Source organism: Pseudomonas sp. PVC-5-1 (assembly GCF_057444345.1).
In genome coordinates this window covers 2,346,762-2,367,329 of record NZ_CM172024.1, presented here as the reverse complement: position 1 = coordinate 2,367,329, position 20,568 = coordinate 2,346,762, and the positions used below count along the sequence as shown (strand labels likewise).

At 64.7% G+C, this 20,568-nt stretch carries 18 protein-coding genes; 8 read left to right on the top strand and 10 right to left on the bottom strand.

The window, feature by feature from the left end; genetic code table 11:
* Positions 1 to 108 precede the first annotated feature (108 nt).
* The 5 genes from pedH to pedF form a co-directional block, all read right to left on the bottom strand.
* Positions 109 to 1,893 carry a PQQ-dependent alcohol dehydrogenase PedH gene (gene pedH, locus AC2T3R_RS10710; protein WP_486745080.1) on the bottom strand — a complete coding sequence of 595 codons (1,785 nt, stop codon included), beginning with the start codon at positions 1,891 to 1,893 and terminating at the stop codon, positions 109 to 111.
* 267 nt (positions 1,894 to 2,160) lie between these two features.
* Positions 2,161 to 3,093, bottom strand: a complete 933-nt coding sequence (locus AC2T3R_RS10705; RefSeq protein ID WP_486745079.1) for a quinoprotein relay system zinc metallohydrolase 1 — start codon at positions 3,091 to 3,093, stop codon at positions 2,161 to 2,163.
* Positions 3,094 to 3,133: 40 nt separating this feature from the next.
* The gene (locus tag AC2T3R_RS10700; RefSeq protein WP_486745078.1) at positions 3,134 to 3,901 is read right to left on the bottom strand and encodes a quinoprotein dehydrogenase-associated SoxYZ-like carrier; all 768 of its coding nucleotides are present in this window, start codon (positions 3,899 to 3,901) and stop codon (positions 3,134 to 3,136) included.
* Positions 3,902 to 4,063: 162 nt separating this feature from the next.
* Positions 4,064 to 4,939 (bottom strand): substrate-binding periplasmic protein, encoded by an 876-nt coding sequence (locus tag AC2T3R_RS10695; RefSeq protein ID WP_486745077.1) that lies wholly within the window; start codon positions 4,937 to 4,939, stop codon positions 4,064 to 4,066.
* Positions 4,940 to 4,944: 5 nt separating this feature from the next.
* Positions 4,945 to 5,406, bottom strand: coding sequence for a cytochrome c-550 PedF (gene pedF, locus AC2T3R_RS10690; protein WP_013972175.1), 462 nt, complete (start codon positions 5,404 to 5,406; stop codon positions 4,945 to 4,947).
* A gap of 254 nt (positions 5,407 to 5,660) precedes the next feature.
* On the opposite strand from pedF, the gene exaA reads away from it, so the two are divergent.
* Together exaA and AC2T3R_RS10680 are read left to right on the top strand one after the other, a co-directional pair.
* Complete coding sequence (exaA, locus tag AC2T3R_RS10685) at positions 5,661 to 7,556, top strand: quinoprotein ethanol dehydrogenase (RefSeq protein WP_013972174.1); 1,896 nt, start codon at positions 5,661 to 5,663, stop codon at positions 7,554 to 7,556.
* Between the two features lie 188 nt (positions 7,557 to 7,744).
* A complete protein-coding gene (locus AC2T3R_RS10680; protein WP_486745076.1) occupies positions 7,745 to 8,404 on the top strand; it encodes a pentapeptide repeat-containing protein in 660 nt (219 codons plus the stop codon).
* A 142-nt stretch (positions 8,405 to 8,546) separates the two neighbouring features.
* Here the strand turns inward: AC2T3R_RS10680 and AC2T3R_RS10675 are convergent, their stop codons facing one another.
* Both AC2T3R_RS10675 and AC2T3R_RS10670 read right to left on the bottom strand, forming a co-directional pair.
* Positions 8,547 to 9,185 carry a response regulator gene (locus tag AC2T3R_RS10675; RefSeq protein WP_486745075.1) on the bottom strand — a complete coding sequence of 213 codons (639 nt, stop codon included), beginning with the start codon at positions 9,183 to 9,185 and terminating at the stop codon, positions 8,547 to 8,549.
* Complete coding sequence (locus AC2T3R_RS10670; RefSeq protein WP_486745074.1) at positions 9,185 to 10,459, bottom strand: HAMP domain-containing sensor histidine kinase; 1,275 nt, start codon at positions 10,457 to 10,459, stop codon at positions 9,185 to 9,187. The genes AC2T3R_RS10675 and AC2T3R_RS10670 overlap by 1 nt, the downstream gene beginning before the upstream one ends.
* Positions 10,460 to 10,610: 151 nt before the next feature.
* Between AC2T3R_RS10670 and AC2T3R_RS10665 the strand changes: the two genes are divergently transcribed.
* The 6 genes from AC2T3R_RS10665 (at position 10,611) to AC2T3R_RS10640 (ending at position 15,938) form a co-directional block, all read left to right on the top strand.
* Positions 10,611 to 11,804: an ABC transporter substrate-binding protein gene (locus AC2T3R_RS10665; RefSeq protein ID WP_350013309.1), complete on the top strand. Its 1,194-nt coding sequence runs from the start codon at positions 10,611 to 10,613 to the stop codon at positions 11,802 to 11,804.
* 31 nt (positions 11,805 to 11,835) lie between these two features.
* The gene (locus tag AC2T3R_RS10660) at positions 11,836 to 12,825 is read left to right on the top strand and encodes a YVTN family beta-propeller repeat protein (RefSeq protein WP_486745073.1); all 990 of its coding nucleotides are present in this window, start codon (positions 11,836 to 11,838) and stop codon (positions 12,823 to 12,825) included.
* Positions 12,822 to 13,562 carry an ABC transporter ATP-binding protein gene (locus AC2T3R_RS10655; RefSeq protein WP_013972168.1) on the top strand — a complete coding sequence of 247 codons (741 nt, stop codon included), beginning with the start codon at positions 12,822 to 12,824 and terminating at the stop codon, positions 13,560 to 13,562. The genes AC2T3R_RS10660 and AC2T3R_RS10655 overlap by 4 nt, the downstream gene beginning before the upstream one ends.
* Entirely contained in the window at positions 13,559 to 14,350 is a 792-nt protein-coding gene (locus AC2T3R_RS10650; protein ID WP_013972167.1) for an ABC transporter permease, read from the top strand. The genes AC2T3R_RS10655 and AC2T3R_RS10650 overlap by 4 nt, the downstream gene beginning before the upstream one ends.
* Positions 14,351 to 14,654: 304 nt before the next feature.
* Complete coding sequence (locus tag AC2T3R_RS10645; RefSeq protein ID WP_486745072.1) at positions 14,655 to 15,215, top strand: PQQ-dependent catabolism-associated CXXCW motif protein; 561 nt, start codon at positions 14,655 to 14,657, stop codon at positions 15,213 to 15,215.
* 57 nt (positions 15,216 to 15,272) lie between these two features.
* The gene (locus tag AC2T3R_RS10640) at positions 15,273 to 15,938 is read left to right on the top strand and encodes a response regulator transcription factor (RefSeq protein WP_013972165.1); all 666 of its coding nucleotides are present in this window, start codon (positions 15,273 to 15,275) and stop codon (positions 15,936 to 15,938) included.
* Between the two features lie 106 nt (positions 15,939 to 16,044).
* On the opposite strand, the gene AC2T3R_RS10635 is transcribed toward AC2T3R_RS10640, so the two are convergent.
* From AC2T3R_RS10635 to AC2T3R_RS10625, 3 genes are all read right to left on the bottom strand, one after another.
* Positions 16,045 to 17,943, bottom strand: a complete 1,899-nt coding sequence (locus AC2T3R_RS10635) for a PAS domain-containing hybrid sensor histidine kinase/response regulator (RefSeq protein ID WP_003257629.1) — start codon at positions 17,941 to 17,943, stop codon at positions 16,045 to 16,047.
* Positions 17,912 to 19,075 (bottom strand): nitric oxide-sensing protein NosP, encoded by a 1,164-nt coding sequence (gene nosP / locus AC2T3R_RS10630; protein WP_013972164.1) that lies wholly within the window; start codon positions 19,073 to 19,075, stop codon positions 17,912 to 17,914. Before nosP ends, AC2T3R_RS10635 begins: the two co-directional genes overlap by 32 nt.
* A gap of 269 nt (positions 19,076 to 19,344) precedes the next feature.
* Positions 19,345 to 20,529: a porin gene (locus AC2T3R_RS10625; protein ID WP_486745070.1), complete on the bottom strand. Its 1,185-nt coding sequence runs from the start codon at positions 20,527 to 20,529 to the stop codon at positions 19,345 to 19,347.
* Positions 20,530 to 20,568: the final 39 nt, after the last annotated feature.

The following is a 20,568-nucleotide window of genomic DNA, read 5'->3' as shown; positions in this document are numbered from 1 at the left end:
AAAAGCCCCGCCTGCCGGGCGAATGCATCGTTGGCAGCGGGGCTCTCGTCATTTGGTAGTAGGGCCGCTTGCCACAGGGTCCCTGGCAGCAAGCGGCAGGTTGTCGGCTTAGCGACTGGCGCTTGCCGTTTGCAGTTGCTTGGGCAGCTTGAAGGTCCAGAGCATGCCGCCCTGGTTGAAGTCCTTGACCCGCTTGGCCACTTCACCGCCCCACAGCGGCACCGCGCCGCCCCAACCGGAAACCACCGAAACGTACTGCTCGCCGTCCATTTCCCAGGTCACTGGCGAACCGAGCACGCCGGAACCGGTCTGGAACTCCCAGACCTTGTCGCCGGTCTTGGCGTTGAAGGCCTGCAGGAAGCCTTCCGGCGTGCCGGTGAACACCAGGTTGCCCTTGGTGGTCAGCACCCCGCCCCACAGCGGCGCATAGTTCTTGTGGCGCCACACTTCCTTGCCGCTGACCGGGTCGATGGCGCGCAACACGCCAATGTAGTCTTCGTTGAGCGGCTTGATGGTGAAGCCGGCACCGAGGAACGCCGCGCCCTTCTTGTAGGCGATGCCTTCGTTCCAGATGTCCATGCCCCACTCGTTGGACGGCACATAGAACAGCCCGGTGTCCTTGTTGTAGGCCATCGGCATCCAGTTCTTGGCCCCGAGGAACGCCGGCGCCACGAACACCGAGCTGCCCTTGGCCTCGCTACCCGGCGCCCCCGGCCGGCTGGCCTCGTTGTAGATTGGCCGGCCGTCCTTGTCCAGGCCGGTGGCCCAGGTGATCTTGTCGACGAAGGGGAAGCCGCGGATGAACTTGCCGTTGGTGCGGTCCAGCACATAGAAGAAGCCGTTGCGGTCAGCGGTAGCGGCGGCCTTGACCTCCTTGCCGCTATCCTTGTAGTTGAACGAGATCAGCTCGTTGACGCCGTCGAAATCCCAGCCGTCATGCGGCGTGCTCTGGAAGTGCCACTTGATGGTGCCATCGTCGGGGTTCAGGGCCAGGCGCGACGAGGAATACAGGTTGTCGCCCGGGCGCAGGTGCGAGTTCCACGGCGCCGGGTTGCCGGTGCCGAACAGGATCAGGTTGGTTTCCGGGTCGTAGTAGCCGCCCAGCCAAGGCGCCGCACCACCGGTCTTCCACAGGTCGCCAGGCCAGGTCTTGCCCGCCTCGCCGCCGGAAATGCCGTTTTCGATCGCCTTGCCGTCCTTGTACACGTAGCCCATGTGCCCTTCCACGGTCGGGCGCATCCACAGCAGCTCGCCGTTTTCCGGGTTGTAGGCCTGGATCTTGCCCACCACGCCAAACTCCCCGCCGGCGACGCCGGTGATCAGCTTGCCGTTGACGATCATCGGCGCGGCGCTGATGGAGTAACCTTCCTTGTGGTCGGCCACCTTCTTGCTCCATACCACCTTGCCGGTGTCCTTGTTCAGCGCCACCAGCTTGGCATCGAGGGTGCCGAAGAACACCAGGTTGCCGTACAGCGCCACGCCGCGGTTGATCACGTCGCAGCACGGGCGGATGTCATCGGGCAGGCGCGCATCGTATTGCCACAGTTTCTTGCCGGTACGGGCGTCCACGGCGAACACCCGTGAGTAGGAGCCGGTCAGGTACATCACCCCGTCCTTGACCAGCGGCTGGGCCTGCTGGCCGCGCTGCTTCTCACCACCGAAGGAAAATGCCCAGACCGGCCGCAGGTCCTTGACGTTGTCGGTATTGAGCAGGTTCAGCGGGCTGTAGCGCTGGCCCTGCACGCCCAGGCCATTGGTCACGATCTGCTGCGGGTTCTTCGGGTCCTGGAGAATTTCTTCATTGCTGACAGCGGCGTGGGCTGCACCGGCAAGCAGCATGGCGCTGAGCACCAGGCTCAAGGCGAACACGGGACGACGTGTGGATCGGGTCATGACGGCTACCTTTGGTTTTTTTGTTGTATCCGGGAAAACTTCCCGGTGTGTCGGGAATTCTTGGTCCCGACCTGCTTGCCAACAATTGCCCGCAGTGCTGAGTTTTCTAGTTCCTTGGTATCAGTGAACTTGCGCGGCCCCCTGTAGGAGCGGCCTTGTGTCGCGAAAGGGGCGCGAAGCGGCCCCAGGATTTGTGCCCATGGCTGAAATTGCCGGGGCTGCCTTGCAGCCCTTTCGCGACACAAGGCCGCTCCTACAGGGACCGTGTCAGCCCTTGCTGTCCACGCGCCGCAGCTGCTGGCGTTCGTAACGGGGGTACAGGTGGCTGACACTGCGAATCAGCTCGTAACGGGTCAGGCTGATAGCGGCAAACCGTTCGGGTATGGGGCTGCGGATCATCTCGGCCATGTCATCGCCACGCGCCGCGCCGTCGCGCATCAGCCCGTCCAGCCAGCCCAGGTAATCACGCATCTGGGCAAACGGCCGGGCATCGCTGGCAAGCGGGCCGTGACCGGGTACCAGCTGCTTCCAGGGCAGCGCTTGCAAGGTGTCCAGGTCCTTCAGCCACACCTCCAGCCCCGGGCTGTTGGGCGTGGTCAATGCGCGCTCGTAGAACACCAGGTCGCCGGCGAACAGCACACCGGTGCTTTCATCCAGAATCGCCAGATCGGCACCGGTGTGCCCGCCCAGCGCCAGCAGCCGCAGGCGGTGCCCACCCACCTCGTGAATACCTGGCTCCAGCACGCGGGTCGGCAGCACCACCTCGGTACCGCGCATCCAGTCGCCAACCAGGCGGTACATGTTCTCGGCCATGGCCTCCCCCTGCTGGCGCAACAGCTCGCCGGTACCGGCCAGGGCGCCGATGGGCACATCGGCAAAGGCCTGGTTGCCCAGCACATGGTCGGGGTGATGATGGGTCAGCAGCACTTCGACCACCGGCTTGTCGGTGGTGGCGGCAATGGCCTGGCGCAATGCTTCGCCGTAGCGTTTCGACGGCCCGCTGTCGATAACCACCACCCCGTTGTCGGTGACGATGAACGCGGTGTTGACGATATTGCCGCCGTTATCCTTGGCGAAATTGTCGATGCTGCCCTCCAGCAGCCAGGTGCCTTCGGCGATCTGCCGGGGCTTGAGCCGATAGTCCAGGTCTGCCCAGGCCGGCAGGCCCAGGCACAGTAGCAACAGCAGAATGCAACGCATGACGGGCGCCTCTGGTCAGGGATGGAGTCGGGCAACGCGTTCAGGGCACTGCCGCCTCGAACTGGTTGCCGCTGTTGTCCTGCAACACCAACCGGGTCGGCCCGGGGCCCTGGATGTCGAAGCCCAGGTTGGGGTTTTCGCTGACCGCCGGGTACAGTTCCAGGCTGGCCAGGCGCTGGCCATCCGCGCCTTGCAACTCGGCATGGTTGAGGAAGAATTCGGGAATGCCGCTGACCAGGCCGTTGTCCATCGGGTGGGCCACCTGCAGGCGCAGGCGGCTGCTGTCGCCGCGCGGGTAGCGCCCGCCCAGGACTTCACCGAGGTGTTCCTCCCAGCCGGGCTGGGTGCGTACCACGCTGGGCGCGGTACAACCGCCGCCGGCAGCATCGATCAGGGTCGAGCCGACATGCCACAGGCCGTCGCGCGTCAGTACCGCAGCGCGCAGCGGTGTGGCCTGTTCGACGCGAATGCGGATCGACAACCAGGGCAGCACGCGCTCGCCAGGCTGGTAGTCGACGATACGCGGCAGCGGGTTGAGTTCGGCCCAGGCGATGATCCGCACCACTTCGCCGCTGAACGCCCGAGCGTCGATCTCCAACGGCACCTGGCGTGCGTCCTCGGCAAAGGGTGGCGCCAGCAGCTTGACCCGATCATCGAACACGAATGCGGCCTGGCCCAGCAGCTGCTTGTGGTAGAAGTCCCACATCACCGACGGCACCGGGTCCTTGTGGTTACTCGGCTCGCTGGCCTGGGCCTGTGCGGCCCAGGGCATCCAGCAGGCCAGCAGGAAAGTCGCTCGCCAGTTCATCGCCCACTCCTTGATGAAACAGTTATCCGTTGAGCCAGCATGATCCCTGTGGGAGCGGGCATGCCCGCGAAGCAGGCGGCGCGATGGATGGCACGGGCTTCGCCCGTGTTCGCGGCGGTTCGACGCCTCGACAAGCCCGCTCCCACAGGGGTCGCGCCAGCGCTACTGATACATCTCCGGCACCTGGTAACGCAGGCCATAACTGGCATAAATCGCCTTCATCCGCCCATCACTAATCAGCGTCTCAAGCGCTTCCTCCACCGCATAGGCCAGCTGCCGGTTGCTTTCATGCACCGCCATGCCGATCTCCCAGGCCTGCTTGCCAAGGTTCGGGTAGGCGTTTTCCGCCAGGGCCAGCTGCGGGTCGGCGGCTTGATGCAGTTGCCAGTCAACTTCGCCGCGCATCGCCATCACCGCGTCCACCTGGCCGGCCTGCATGGCGCCGAAAGCTTGCTGCACATTGGGGTAATGATGGGTCCTGGCACTGAGCATGCCGTTGAACACGGAAGTCAGGTAGAACGACGGCACGCTGTCCACCTCGACCCCGATCGGGTGCTGCTGGAACACCGCGACACTGGCCACCGAGGGCAGGCGGCGGCGATCATAGGCGACCTGCCAGCGCTCCTCCTGATAAGGGCCGAACATGACCACCTGGGCGTTTTCCAGCTCGCCTACCTCGTTGCGCCGCTGCGCATAGGCATGGTCGTATGGCACCCGCATCATCAGGTCGGCCAGTTGCTGGTGGCGCAACGGGCTGCCGCGCCAGATGTAGTCGCGCAGATCGTCGTCGAGCTTTTCCCCGGGTGGCGCCCAGATCAGCTGCAAGCGCACTCCCAACGCCGTTGCCAGGGCCTGCGCCAGCTCCACGTCGACACCTCGCGGCTGGCCGTGGTCCTCGAAACTGTAGGGCGCAAAGTCCTTGTACACAGCCACCTTCAATTCGCCGGCGGCAATGATCGCGTCGTAGTTGCGCACCTGCGCCTGCGCCGCCGCGCAGCACAGCAGCAAGCCACTGAACAGCACCGCCAACAGACGCATGGCCGTCATTCCTCGACGTGCACGCTGTCCAGGTAGGTGCGCACCGCCCACAGGGCCTCCTGGCTCAGGTAGTCGGCCATCTTCGGCATGTACACCCGGCCGTCGCGGACCGCACCGTGGCGTACCCGCTCGACGAACCACTCATCCCCGGCCTCGCCGGCATCGAGCATGCGCAGATCCGGGGCGATGCCCCCCGACTTGGCCTCCAGGCCATGGCAGGCGGCGCAGTTCTGGTTGTAGGCCGAGGCACCGATCTCCACGGCCTTGTCGTGCTCGGGAGAGCTGCGGTACGGGTTGACCGCTGCCCAACCATCGCCGTCCAGGGTTACGCCAGCGTCCTTGATCGGGGTCAGGCCCTTGGTTTCCACAGCCTGGGGCACCACATTGCCATGTGCCCAGGCAGTGCCGGTCAGCACTGCACTGGCAAGCAGCCCGGCAGCCAGCAAGACGTTGCGTTTTGTTGTCATTTTTATGCCCTCACGATTGCACGCAAGGCCTCAACCACAGAGGCCGTGTCGCCATCTTAGAAACAGCCCGCAGGCGGCCGAATGCTGCTTTGGTGGCCGCGCCTTACTCCCTTGGTAGTAGGGCTTGTGGCGAAGGGCCAAATGAGGTGCCCCGTGGGAACTATTCCCGGCAAGGGCGGGACTTTTTCCGTATCCCGCAAGGCCCGCCCCGTCCCACCCTGTGCAGGCCAAAACCTCCACTGGGAACTGCAACCATGACAACAAGAACGCTACCCGCCCTTTCCCCTCTGGCCCTGAGCGTGCGGGCCTTGCTGCTGGCCGGTAGCCTGGCCCTGGGCAGCGTGGCCACGGCAGCCACCACCCCTGCGGCACCTGCCAGCAAGAACGTGACGTGGGAAGACATCGCCAACGACCACCTGACCACCCAGGATGTGCTGCAGTACGGCATGGGTACCAACGCCCAGCGCTGGAGCCCATTGGCCCAGGTCAATGACAAGAACGTGTTCAAGCTGACCCCGGCGTGGTCCTATTCCTTCGGCGACGAGAAACAACGCGGCCAGGAATCCCAGGCCATCGTCAGCGACGGCGTGGTCTACGTCACCGGTTCCTATTCGCGGGTGTTCGCCCTCGATGCGAAAACCGGCAAGCGCCTGTGGACCTACAACCACCGCCTGCCGGACAACATTCGCCCCTGCTGCGATGTGGTCAACCGCGGCGCAGCGATCTACGGCGACAAGATCTACTTCGGCACCCTCGACGCGCGGGTCATCGCCCTCGACAAGCGCACCGGCAAAGTGGTGTGGAACAAGAAGTTCGGCGACCACGCCGCCGGCTACACCATGACCGGTGCCCCGGTGCTGATCAAGGACAAGACCAGCGGCAAGGTACTGCTGATCCACGGCAGCTCCGGCGATGAATTCGGCGTGGTCGGCCAACTGTTCGCCCGCGACCCGGACACCGGTGAAGAGGTGTGGATGCGGCCCTTCGTCGAGGGCCACATGGGCCGCCTGAACGGCAAGGACAGCACGCCGACCGGTGACGTCAAGGCGCCGTCCTGGCCGGACGACCCCACTACCGAAACCGGCAAGGTCGAAGCCTGGAGCCACGGCGGCGGCGCGCCTTGGCAAAGCGCCAGCTTCGACCCCGAGACCAATACCATCATTGTCGGCGCCGGGAACCCTGGCCCCTGGAACACCTGGGCGCGCACCTCGAAGGACGGCAACCCGCATGACTTCGACAGCCTGTATACCTCAGGGCAGGTCGGCGTCGACCCGAGCACCGGTGAAGTGAAGTGGTTCTACCAGCACACGCCCAACGATGCCTGGGATTTCTCCGGCAACAACGAGCTGGTGCTGTTCGACTACAAGGGCAAGGACGGCAAGCTGGTCAAGGCCACCGGCCACGCCGACCGCAACGGCTTCTTCTATGTGGTGGACCGCAGCAACGGCAAACTGCAGAACGCTTTCCCCTTCGTCGACAACATCACCTGGGCCAGCCACATCGACCTCAAGACCGGGCGCCCGGTGGAAAACCCTGGGCAGCGCCCGGCCAAACCGCTGCCGGGAGAAACCAAGGGCAAGCCGGTGGAGGTCTCGCCACCCTTCCTTGGCGGCAAGAACTGGAACCCCATGGCCTACAGCCAGGACACCGGCCTGTTCTACATCCCCGGCAACCAGTGGAAGGAGGAGTACTGGACCGAGGAAGTGAACTACAAGAAGGGCTCGGCCTACCTGGGCATGGGCTTCCGCATCAAGCGCATGTACGACGACCACGTCGGCACCCTGCGCGCCATGGACCCGACCACCGGCAAGCTGGTTTGGGAGCACAAGGAGCACCTGCCGCTGTGGGCCGGCGTGCTGGCGACCAAGGGCAACCTGGTGTTCACCGGCACCGGCGACGGCTTTTTCAAGGCCTTCGACGCCAAGACGGGCAAGGAGTTGTGGAAGTTCCAGACCGGCAGCGGCATCGTCTCGCCGCCGATCACCTGGGAACAGGACGGCGAGCAGTACATCGGCGTGACCGTGGGTTACGGCGGCGCGGTGCCGCTGTGGGGCGGCGACATGGCCGAACTGACCAAACCGGTGGCCCAGGGCGGTTCGTTCTGGGTGTTCAAGATCCCAAGCTGGGACAACAAGACTGCACAGCGTTGACTGCCTGAGGTGACCTGCGGTGCAGCCTATTGCTTGTAGGAGCAGCCTTGTGCTGCGAAGAGGCCATTACAGCCGAAGCAGTTCTGTGGCCTTGCTGGCCTCTTCGCAGCACAAGGCTGCTCCTACAGGTGATGGGCCGCAATGCGGCCCGGGATGATTGCTCGACTTCACATTGAGAGCCTATCGCCATGAACTACCTGCCACTTGCCTTGCTGATCGTGCTGTCTCCTGCCATGGCCGAGAATGCCGACGACGCTGGCAACGATACCCCCCTGACCATCAACGGCTGCGTGATTGCCGAAGCCAGCCAGTGCCCGGGGGCCGACCTGCGGGGCGCCAACCTGGCCAACCAGGACCTGCGCAAGATGAACCTGGCCGGCGCCGACCTGCGCGATGCGGACCTGCGCCATGCCCGGCTGGACCTGGCCAACCTGGAAAAGGCCAACCTGCAAGGCGCCAACCTGACCCGCGCCAGCCTGCAGCAAAGCAACCTGCGCCTGGCCGACCTGAGCCAAAGCCGGCTCGTTGCGATTCAGGGCTGGGGCCTGTTTGCCCAAGGTGCGCAATTTGCCAGGGCCGACCTCAGCGCGGCCTACCTGCAGTTCGCAAGGTTGTCAGCGGCGAAGATGCAGCAGGCCAACCTGCACGCGGCGGACCTGGAAATGGCCTGGCTGAGCAAGGCTGATCTGCAAGGGGCCGACCTTGGCGATGCCAACCTGCAGGAGGCCAAGTTTGGCCAGAGCAACCTGGCCCGCGCCGACTTGCGCGGGGCGCGGCAGCATTACGGGAATTTTCAAGAGGCCAACATGGAGGGGTGCAAGGGGTGCCCCGACACCTGGGACAAATGAGCGCTGCCATTTTTGCAACCACTCGGTTACCTGTGGGAGCGGGCGCGCCCGCGAAGCAGCCGACGCGGTGTCTGGCACCGGCTTCGCCGGTGTTCGCGGGCATGCCCGCTCCCACAGGGTCCGGGCCCGAACCCTAAAGACCTCACCCCGCCACCCGCACCACCCCCAGGTCAATCCCCAGATGCACCAGCTCGGCATGGGAGCTGACCTGCAACTTGCTCTTGAGCAAGGTCAGGTGGTTGGACACGGTCTTGGCACTGATGCACAACTGCTCGGCAATCCCTCGCACCGGGGTGCCCTTGGCCAGCATCACGAAAATTTCCAGCTCACGCTGGGTCATGCGCTGCAGGCGCGGGTCGCAGGCATTCTGCTGTGACGTGCAGGCCAGCTGGGTGGCCAAGGGCTGTTCGATATAGGCATGCCCGGCCAACACCCGCTGCACCGCCTCGATCAGCACTTCGGGCGCCGAGTTCTTGGTCAGGTATCCCGAGGCACCAGCATCCAGCGCCTGGCGCACCAGCGGCAGTTCGTCATGCATGCTGAAGAACAGCACCCGCAATTGCGGCAGGCGCTGACGCAGGCGCCGGGTGGTTTCCAGGCCGCTGATGCCTGGCAGGCCAAAGTCCATGATCACCAGGTTGGGCACCTGTTCCTGAACCCGCGCCAGCGCCTCTTCGCCACTGGCAGCCTCACGCACCTGTACCTTCGGCAGCACCGCTCGCAGCAGGCTGGCATAGCCCTGGCGGACCACGGCGTGGTCATCGACCAACACGATATTCATCACACCTCCATGGGAATGTTCAGGGCCAGCGCCCAGCCGGCACCCGGTCGGCTGAGGATGCGCAGTTCACCGCCCAGGCTGCGGGCGCGCTCGGCCATCGAGTGCAGGCCTACCCCGGGGCGCTGGGGCTGGCTGGCACCGCAACCGTTGTCGCGAACCAGCAGGCGCAAGCCCTTGGCGCTGCGTTGCAGGCGCACCCGCACCTGGCTTGCGCCGGCGTGACGGGCGACGTTGGTCAACGCCTCCTGCAGCAAACGATACAAATGCGTGCGACTCGGCCCGGGTAGTACCGGCAAATGCTCGCCTACCCGCAGGCGGCAATCGATACCCTGGCTGGCCTGCCATTGGCTCACCAGCAGGCCGAAGGCTTCGGCCAGCGGCATGTGCTGCAACGCCAGCGGGTACAGGTCATGTACCAGGGCGCGGAAACCTTGCTGCAGGCGTTCACAATCGAGCTCCAGGGTGCGTGTCGTCTGCGCCACCGCGGTTGGCTGGTCGGCGACCATGCGCAGCAGGCAGAGCTGGGCCCGAATACCCGCCAGGTATTGCCCGAGGTCGTCGTGCAGGGTCTGCGCCAACTGGGTGCGCTCCTGCTCCTGCACCGCCAGCAGGGCCTGGGTGAGTTGGGTATTGTCGCAGCGGGCCTGCTCCAGAGACGCGGTCATGCGGTTGAAGTGCTCCGCCAATTGGCGCGCCTCCGGCAGGCCGGCCTCGCGCAGGCGTGCGGTCAATTGCCCACCCGAGACCTGGCGCAAGGCCTGCAGCAGATCGTCCAGCAAGCCCATGCCCCGCCGCACCGCCCAACGGATGGTCAACAAGCTCAGCAGCAACGCCAGGCCGCACAGGACCAACAACTGCTGCAGCGAGTCACGCACCTCGTCGATTTCATCCCGCGCATCCACGGCGATCATTACCCGGCGGCCGTCACCCAGCTCCAGCAGCCGGCTGCTGTCATGGCGCTGGCCAAGCAGCTGGCGGCCCAGCCAGGCATCCAGGCCGGTTTCTTGCGGCAGCCGCGCAGGTTCATCCGCCGCCAGCCAGTGCACCCGCACATGGCGCAGGCTTTGCGTCAGCCGTGGTTGCAGGCTCTGCGGGGCGCGTTCGGCGGTGTCCCCGAGGTACGCCACCACGGCTTGCGCCGATTGCAACTCCCGCTCCACATCAGCCACCGCCTGGCGCAGCAGCACCCCGGCACAGGCCAGCGTCACCAGCGCGAAGCAACAGGTGACCCAGAGGTTGATTCGCCACAGGGCCGACAGGTTGACAAGGCGCATGGGCAATTCTCCTCCAGGGGCTGCGGCTCATCGTAAAACCCGGGCCCGTGTGGTGAATTACTACCTTGGTACCGGCCGAGCGCTACTTTCTGCATATTCCCCCCTCCCGGCGCGCTTCCTATGCTGGCGCCATCTGCCGTGGAGTTGCCTTATGCGCCTGCCTGCCCACCTTGCCATGACCTGCCTGCTGGCCCTGGCCGCGACGCTTTCTGCAAGCCCGGCACTCGCCGCACAGGCCCCGGGCGGGGAACCGTTGCAGGTGCGCATCGGCTATCTCGGCTATCGCCCCGATCCCGGCCCGCTGCTGTCCAACATCATTCCCGAACCCACCGATGCCGGGCTGCAGGGCGCCGAACTGGCGATTGTCGACAGCAACAGCAGCGGGCGTTTTCTCAAACAGGAATTCCACCTGGCCAATGCCACGGTCGAAAGCCCCGAAGCCCTGCTGCAGGCTGCCAAGGCCCAGCATGACCAGGGCCTGCGGCTGTTCGTGGTAAATGCCCCCGCCGCCAGCCTGCGCGCGCTATCTGCCGCCCTGCCCGACAGCCTGCTGTTCAACGCCGGCAGCCCGGACGACAGCCTGCGCAGCAGCCAGTGCCTGGGCAATGTGCTGCACAGCCTGCCCAGCCGCGCCATGCTGGCCGATGCCCTGGCGCAGTTCCTGGTAATGCGCAAATGGCAACGGGCGCTGTTGGTCGTCGGCCAGACCGACGATGACCGGGCCTATGCGGCGGCCCTGCGCCGCGCCATGAAGCGCTTCGGCATGCAGCTGGTCGCGGAGAAAGCCTGGACATTCGACAACGACCAGCGCCGCAGCGCCCAGGCCGACATGCCGCTGTTCACCCAAACCGCCGAGTACGACGTGGTGCTGGTGGCTGACGAACGCGGCGACTTCGGCGAGTACCTGCCCTACCAGACCTGGTATCCGCGGCCGGTAGCCGGCACCCAGGGCCTGACCCCCACCGGCTGGCACAAGACCGTTGAAACCTTCGGCGCGGCGCAGTTGCAAAAGCGCTTCGAAGCCCAGGCCGGGCGCTGGATGAACGACCGCGACTTCGCCGCCTGGATGGCCGTGCGCAGCGTCGCCAGCGCAGTGAGCAAACTGCGCCAGGCCGAGCCCCGCGCCCTGCAGCAACTGCTGCTCAGCGAGCAGTTGCCGCTGGACGGCTTCAAGGGCCGCAAGCTCAGCTACCGCCCGTGGAACGGCGAGCTGCGCCAGCCGATCCCGCTGGTGCAGCCGCGGGCCCTGGTCAGTACCTCTCCGCAGGAGGGCTTCCTGCACCCGCTCAACGAAATGGACAGCCTGGGCTACGACAGGCCCGAAGTGACCTGCGGCTACCCCTGACCCGATAACCACAACAAAAAAGGATTTCGCCATGCGTCGCTCCCCTTTTCACCGGGCACTGCTTTACCCCAGCCTGCTGTCCGGCGCCCTGGCCCTTGCCAGCGGGCACGCCGTGGCCGCCACCGCCTGGGTATCGAACGAGAAGGACAACAGCCTCAGCCTGATCGACATGCAGACCCTGCAAGTCACCGAAACCCTGCCAGTGGGCCAACGCCCGCGCGGCCTGCTGCTGTCCCACGACAACACGCTGCTGTACATCTGCGCCAGCGATTCGGACCGGGTGCAAGTGATGGATGTGGCTACCCGCAAGATCATCAAGGAACTGCCCTCCGGCAAGGACCCCGAGCAGTTCGCCCTGCACCCCAACGACCGCTGGTTGTATGTGTCCAACGAGGACGACGCGCTGGTGACGGTAATCGATACCCAGACCGACAAGGTGCTCGGGCAGATCGACGTCGGCATCGAGCCCGAAGGCATGGCGGTGAGCCCGGATGGCAAATGGGCGGTCAACACCAGCGAAACCACCAACATGCTGCACTGGATCGACACCAGCACCCAGACACTGGCGGACAGCACCCCGGTGGACCAGCGGCCGCGCTTCGTCGAGTTCAGCCAGGACGGCTCGCGGCTGTGGGCCTCGGCAGAAATCGGCGGCACGGTGACCATCCTCGACGTGGCCAGCCGCCAGGTGCTGAAAACCCTGAACTTCCAGATCAAGGGCGTGCACCCGGACAAGGTCCAGCCGGTAGGCATCAAGCTCAGCGCCGATGGCAAGTACGCGTTCGTCGCCCTGGGCCCGGCCAACCATGTGGCGGTGGTCAATGCCAAGACCTACGAAGTACTCGACTACCTGCTGGTGGGCCGGCGGGTCTGGCAATTGGCGTTCACCCCGGACCAGAGCCAGTTGCTGGCCACCAACGGGGTCAGTGGCGACGTTTCGGTGATCGATGCAAAAAACCTCAAGGTGCTCAAGTCGGTGAAGGTCGGCCGCTACCCCTGGGGCGTGGTGGTGACGCCATGAATACCCTCGAAGTCAGTGACGTGAGCTTTGCCTACGGCCAGCGCGAGGCGCTCAGGCAAGTCGGCTTCAGCCTGGCGCCCGGGCGCTTTGCCGCCTTGCTGGGCCCCAATGGCGCCGGCAAGTCGACCTTGATCGCCCTGCTCACCCGCTTGTACGACCTGCAGCATGGCGACATCCGCGTGTGCGGCTGCTCGCTGCGCAACGCCACACGCCCGGCCTTGCGCCAGCTGGGCGTGGTGTTCCAGCAAAGCACCCTCGACCTGGACCTGAGCGTGGAGCAGAACCTGCGCTACCACGCCTCGCTGCACGGCCTGTCGCGGCGCCAGGGCAATGTTCGGGTCGATGCCGAGTTGGCCCGCCAGGGCCTCGATGAGCGGCGGCGCGAACCTGTCCGGGCGCTGAACATCGGCCATCGGCGCCGGGTGGAGATTGCCCGCGCGCTGCTGCATGAGCCGCGTTTGCTGTTGCTCGACGAGGCCAGCGTCGGCCTCGACCCGGCCAGCCGCCTGGCGCTCAACCAGCACCTGCGGCTGCTGTGCCGCGAGCAGCGCCTCAGTGTGCTGTGGACCACCCATCTGCTGGACGAAGTGCAGCCCAGCGATGACCTGCTGATCCTGCATCAAGGGCGCCTGGTGGCCAGCGGCACGGCCGATGCCCTGAGCCTGGAGCACGGCGGTGACCTCGACCATGCCTTTGCCCGCCTGACCAGCGCCCCCACAGGAGCCAATGCCCGATGAACGCTTACTGGCAGTGCTTCAACGGCATTCTCCTGCGCGAATGCCTGCGTTTCGTCCTGCAGCGCACCCGTTTTCTCAGCGCCCTGGTGCGCCCGCTGCTGTGGCTGCTGGTGTTCGCCGCCGGCTTTCGCGCGGCCCTGGGCATTGCGATCATCGAGCCCTACGACACCTATATCCCCTACGAGGTGTACATCATTCCGGGCCTTGCCTGCATGATCCTGCTGTTCAACGGCATGCAGGGCTCGCTGTCGATGGTCTATGACCGGGAGATGGGCAGCATGCGCGTGTTGCTGACCAGCCCGTTGCCAAGGCCCTTCCTGCTCGGCAGCAAGCTGCTGGCGACCTCGTTGATCTCCCTGCTGCAGGTGTACGCCTTCCTTGCCATCGCCTGGTTGTATGGCGTGCAGCCACCGGCTGCGGGCCTGTTGCTGGCGCTGCCAGCGTTGTTGCTGGTGGCGCTGATGCTCAGCGCCCTGGGCCTGTTGCTGTCGAATGCGATTCGCCAGCTGGAGAACTTTGCCGGGGTGATGAACTTCGTGATATTCCCGCTGTTCTTCCTGTCCTCGGCGCTGTACCCGTTGTGGAAGATGCGCGAGGCCAGCCAGTGGCTGTACTGGCTGTGTGCAGTGAACCCGTTCACCCATGCCGTGGAGCTGGTGCGCTTTGCCTTGTATGAGCGCTTCAACCCGCTGGCGCTGGCGGTATGCCTGGGGCTGACCGTGCTGTTCACCCTGCTGGCGATCCTTACCTTCAACCCCCAGCATGCGGCGCTGCGCAAGCCACGCTGAGCGGCAGCGATCCATCGCTTAGCGCGAACCCTGTGGGAGCGGGCGCGCCCGCGAAACAGGCGACGCGGTGTATGGCACCGGCTTCGCCGGTGTTCGCGGGCACGCCCGCTCCCACAAGGGAAGGTGACACGCTCTCGAACATTGTTCCCTGTGCGACAGCGTAGCCCAAAGGGTTGGGCAATCTCCCACAGGTTTGCGCGCCCGGCTTTCTACTACTTTGGTACTGCCTTTGCTGTCTGATCGTCGCATTCACAATGCACCGCCACTGGCATGTAATGGGCCTATAACAAAAAGGACAACCCCCATGCCACGTGCCCTGCCCCGGCTGCCACGCCCATTGCTGGTGGCGCTTTCCCTGAGCCTGACGCTAGGCGCTGCCCAGGCCGATACCACGCCGCTATTCTCTGCCGACGGCTACCGCACCACCCTCTACCGCAGCCCGACCCCACAGCAGGTCGAGGGCGGCCAGGTCATCGACACCGCCATGCTGCAAGGCCTGCTGGGGCACACCCCCAAGCCGGTGCTGATCGACGTCTATCGCCGCCAATGGCTGCAAGGCCGCTTCATCGAAGATGAACCCCACGCCAACATCCCCGGCAGCCGCTGGCTGGCCAACACCGGCGATGGCGAGCTGAGCCCGGCGTGGCACGATTACTTCGTGCGCAACCTGCAAAAAGCCACCGCCGGGCGCACGGAGCAACCGCTGGTCTTTTACTGCCGCTCCGATTGCTGGTTAAGCTGGAACGCGGTAAAACGCGCGAAAGCCCTAGGCTATAAGAATCTGTATTGGTACCGCGATGGCCTGGACGCCTGGCAACAGGCCAACCTGCCGCTGCAGCCAGCGCAGCCGGAACCCTTCCCCTGAATTCATCGCCTGCAAACGCGTGCCCGCTCCATCCAATAAAAACGAGGTGAAAAGGCCATGTACAAAATTCTGATTGCCGACGATCACCCCCTGTTTCGCGAAGCCATCCACAACGTTATCAGCGATGGCTTCCAGGGCAGCGAAGTCATGGAAACTGCCGACCTGGACAGCGCCCTGGCGCTGACCCACGAACATGACGACCTCGACCTGATCCTGCTCGACCTGAACATGCCCGGCATGCATGGCCTCAATGGCCTGATCACCCTGCGCAACGAGGCCCCGACCACGCCGGTGGTGATCGTCTCGGCCGAGCAGGAAAAGCAGATCGTGCTGCAGGCCATCACTTATGGCGCGGTGGGCTTCATCACCAAGTCCTCGCCACGTTCACAGATGATCGAAGCGATCGAGCAGATCCTCAACGGCAATGTCTACCTGCCGCCCGACATCATCCGAGCCCAGAAAAGCAGCACCAGCCGGCGCCTGAACGATGCCCCGAGCTTCCCGCCGGAGATGCTCCAGGCCCTGACCCGCAAGCAGCTGCTGGTGCTCGAGCGCATGACCAAGGGCGAGTCGAACAAACAGATCGCCTACACCCTGGATATCGCCGAGACCACGGTCAAGGCCCACGTTTCGGCGATCCTGCGCAAGCTCAACGTGCACAACCGGGTACAGGCCATCCTCAGTGCCGGTGATATCGATTTCGGTGATTACCTGCGGCGTTGACCTGTTCCGGCCTCTTCGCGGGCTTGCCCGCTCCCACAGGATTCCCGCAGGTTTCAGTGTTGCGCAATACCTGTGGGAGCGGGCAAGCCCGCGAAGAGGCCGGCGGCTATGCCACACTGCTGCCCAGCAAATGGCTCATCGCCGCCTTAAGCTTCATCGGCCGCACCGGCTTGTGCATCAGGGTGTGGCCCTGCTCGCGGATCTGTTGCTTGAGCTCGTTGCTGTAGTTGGCGGTGATCATCATCGCCGGCAAGGGCTGGGTACGGCGGGCATTGATCCGCGCCACGGCGTCGACGCCATTGCAGTCGTTGTCCAGGTGGTAGTCGGCGATCAGCAGGTCGGCCTCGGCATGGTAGTTGTCCACCTGGCGCGCCAGGTCCTCCTCCGACAGCGCGGTAACCACCCGGCAGCCCCACCCCTCCAGCAGGGTACGCATGCCAGCGCAAATCGCCGCATCGTTATCCAGTACCCACACCCGCGCCCCGCGCAGGCGTTCGAGCATCGGCTCGCTTATTGCCTGGCTCGGCTGGGCCTTGGGCGCGGTGGTGCTCAGCGGCACTTCGACAGCGAACACCGAGCCTTTGCCAAGCCATGACCGCACCCGAATCCGGTGGCCAAGAATGCCGGCGATCTTTTCCACGATCGCCAGGCCCAGACCCAACCCTCGGTCCTGGTCCGGGCGCTGCACATCGCCGCGCCTGAACTCCTGGAACATTTCTTCCAGGTGCTCCTCGGCGATACCGATCCCGCTGTCCCATACTTCGATCCGCAAGCCGCCACGCTGGCGCCGGCAGCCCAGCACCACGCGCCCACTGCGGGTATAGCGAATGGCATTGCTGAGCAGGTTGCGCAGGATCCGCGCCAGCAGCTGGATGTCACTGCGCACCACGGCGGAACAGCCCACGAAATGCAGCTCAAGCCCTTCGCTGCGCGCCACCTGGGCGTATTCGGCAGCGAGGTTGTCCATCAGTTCGCGCAGAGCGAACGGGGCGACATCGGCCTTGATCACGCCAGCATCGAGCTTGGAAATATCCACCAGGGTACCTAGCAGGTTCTCCACATCCTCCAGCGAGTTGCTGACATTACGCACCAGGTGAGCACTGTTGTGCGGCTCGCGGTGTTCGAGCAAGGCGCTGGTGAACAGCCGTGCCGCGTTCAGTGGCTGCAGCAAGTCATGGCTGACGGCGGCAAGGAACTTGGTTTTCGACAGGTTGGCCTGCTCGGCCTCGCGCTTGGCCTCGCGCAGGCGCGATTCCACCCGGCTGCGCTCCTCGATTTCGCGCAGCAGCTGCTCGTTGAGGCTGGTCAGCTCGGCCGTGCGCTCGCGTACCCGTTGCTCCAGGTGCTGATACGCCTGGTGCAGCGCCTGTGCGGTATTACGGCGCTCGGTGATGTCGCGGATCAACACGAAGATGCCCACCACTTCACCATTGGCCAGGCGGTTCGGCACGTAGGAGCGCAGCATGTAGCGTTCCTGGCCGTTGATGTTGGTTTCGGCAAACTCGAAGGTTACGCTCTCCCCCGCCAGCGCCCGCGCCACGTAGGCCTCCAGGCGCTGGTAATGCTGCTCGCTGTGGGCCTCGCGCAGGCTCTGGCCCAGCATCACGCCGCGAGGCCAGCAATACCATTCTTCATAGACCTTGTTGGTGAATTCGTAGACCAGGTCGGCATTCAGGTAAGCGATCAGCGCCGGCACATGGTCGGTGATCAGGCGGATCTGGTGCTGGTGTGCCGTCTCGGCCCGCTGCCGGGCCTCGCTGAGCAGGTGGTTGACGGCCTTGAGCTCGGCCATGGCCTGGTTCAGCGCTTCGGTGCGTTCGCGCACCTGCTCGGCCAGCACCACCGAATGCTGAAACGCGGCATAAGGGTCGTTGCCACGCGTGACGCCGGACTCGATACGCTCGATCAGGGCGCCGTTGATACGCTGCAGCTTGTGGTTCTGGTGCTGCAGCCGGGCGACCTCGGCCTGCAGTTCAGCGACCGACAGGAGGCCGGTTGCGGGCAATGGCGACTCCGGTGAAGGTCTGGTTGATGTGCATGCCATCGAACTGTTCTCCGTAGGTGTTGAAGCCGATCACCCGCTGCTCGCGCAGGAACGCACCGACCGCTTCCAGCCCGTCCCGGGCTTCCAGCTCCAGCCGCCGCAGGAAGCAATCGCAACCGATGGTCAGCAGCAGCGGGCCGAGGCGCTGCTGCAAGCCGTCGAACAACTGGTGCAGGTTCGGCAACAGCGGGCCCGGGGTCATGGCGGTGAGCACGATGCCGTTTTCCACAGCGCAGTAGAAACTCAGGCTCAGGTCCGGGTGCACCTGCTGTATCGCCCGCACGTAATACTGGTCGTGGATGCGCACGGCCAGCGGATGGGCAGCGAACACACGATGATCGAGCTCGGCCACCGGCACGCCGATGTGCCGGGCGTATTCCTCGGCAGCTGGCTCGGCATTCAGTTCGAAGACCCGGCGCTGGGCACTGTCGGCGCCGGTGACCACCAGCTTTTCCTGGCGCGGCAGGATGTGGTGGGTGGTGAACACTTCGAAGTCGAGCCAGGTATTGACCAGCACCACCACCGCCGCGCCGTGGTGGAACGCGCCGCCGAAATACACATGGGTGCGGGTCAGGTAGTTGTCGTCGCCGGCCGAGCCGCCGAAATGCGGGATGTCGCCCAGGGCCGCACTGAGGGCGGCAAGCACCATTTCCTCACGGCTGGACAAGCCGTCGAGCAGGGTCAGGGCAAAGCTGTGGCCCTTGATCGGCGCCAGGTTATTGCTGCGGCAGGTGCCGACCAGGCGCTCGACCATCTGCTGGGCGTCGATCAGGCTGAAGCGCTCCATTTCATCGATCAGTTCGGTGGCGATGGAAAAGTGCCGATGATCGAACCCCACTGCCGTTATGCAGTTGCGGCCATAGCCCTGCGGGGTGATTTCCCCGGCGCTGGTGCAACCGACCAGGCGGATGCCGCCAAAGCCCTGCTCCAGGGCTTCGCCCAGGGCCTGCAGGTCGTATTCGGCGGAGCAGAAGAACAGCACGAAGCCCAGGTGCGGGTGCAGCAACTGCGCCGCCAGCTCCTGGGCTGCCTGCCGGGCGTCGGTTGCCTGGGACATGGCGCTGACCACACCGTCGTTGTGAGCCTGCTGCATCGTGGTCTCCGGCGCGGGGTGGCTGAGTGATGAGTGTACGAAGGCGATCATCGAGGACGAATGCTACTTGGGTAGCGGGTGGGCGGTTCCATGGACGTAATATCACCGGCATGCGCGGGACCTTGTAGGAGCGGCCTTGTGTCGCGAAAGGGCTGCAAAGCAGCCCCAGCAATTTGTGCATCGCTGCTGAAATCCTGGGGCCGCTTTGCGGCCCTTTCGCGACACAAGGCCGCTCCTACAATTGACCGTGTTGCCCGGTCTGGCAAGGCTTACCAGGTCAACACCGCCCCCACCGCAAAGGTATCGGTGTCTTCGTTCTGGTCACTGGTTTCATGGCCGTCGATGGAAAACTGGTTGTACTCGGCAACCAGCTTGAGGTTGTCGTTGACGTCATGGAACAGCGCCACGCCACGGGTCTCGTAATCCGCACCGCTGCCCACCGCGCCGTTGCCATCGTCCTTGGTCTTGCCATACGACAGCGCCACCCGGTTCTTGCCGACCTTGTAGGAGCCCTGCAGCAGGTAGCCGTTGCTGTCGACATTGCGCAAGGTCGGTTCGCCAGCGTTGTTGGTGAAGAACGGGTTGATGCCCTTGGCCTGGAACCCCGAGCCGGTCAGCGACAGCCCCCCCATCTTCGCCTGCACACCGTAGCCGACACCTTTGGAGGTGACCGACTGCACCGCCGGGTCGGTGTTGTCGGAGGTCTGGTAGCTGCCGTTGAGCCAGCTGTAGATCTGCGCCCCACCCAGGTCGAACTGGTAGGTGATCTCGCTTTCGGTACGCGGGTTTTCCTGGTAGGCCTTGCCGGTCGGGCTGCTGTCGTTGGTGTCCACCGGGTCCATGATGCCCACCGCCACCCGCAGGCCGTCCATCACTGGGGTGCGATAGGTGATCTGCGAGGTGGGGAACGGGTACGGGTAGCCGCTACCGATGTTGCCGAACGAGACCCCGCCGCCGTCAACCAGCCCCAGGGTGTCACTGACCTGGCCATAACCGGCCAGCAGTTCGTCGAGCAGGATATTGGAACGGGCGAACAGCCCGAAGTCCTTGCCGATCAGCACCTCACCCCACTCGGGGTTGGCCACGGTGCCGTAGAACTGGCGCACGTCGATGGCGGTGTCGGTACCGTTGGTTTCGCTGTCGTTGATGGTCACCCAGAACGAGGCTCGCGCGCCGAGCTTCAGGTCATCTACCTGCTTGCCCATGTTGAAGCCCAGGTAGTTGGGCAGAAAGCCCATCTTCACCCGTGACTGGCGGCGATCGAACTGCTCACCCTGCCGATCGACATCGCTGTTGACGTAGAAGGCGTTGATATAGCCGTCGGTGGAAAACGTCGTCTGGTCCTTGTCGTACAGCATGATCTCGGCCTGGGCCAGGCTGCTCAGGCAAAGGGTCGACAGGCTGACGGTAACAGCCGCCAGCAAACGTGGGGACAGATTCTTATTGTTGTACATGTCGCGCTCCGAAACGGGGACGGGATGTCGGAGGCGATT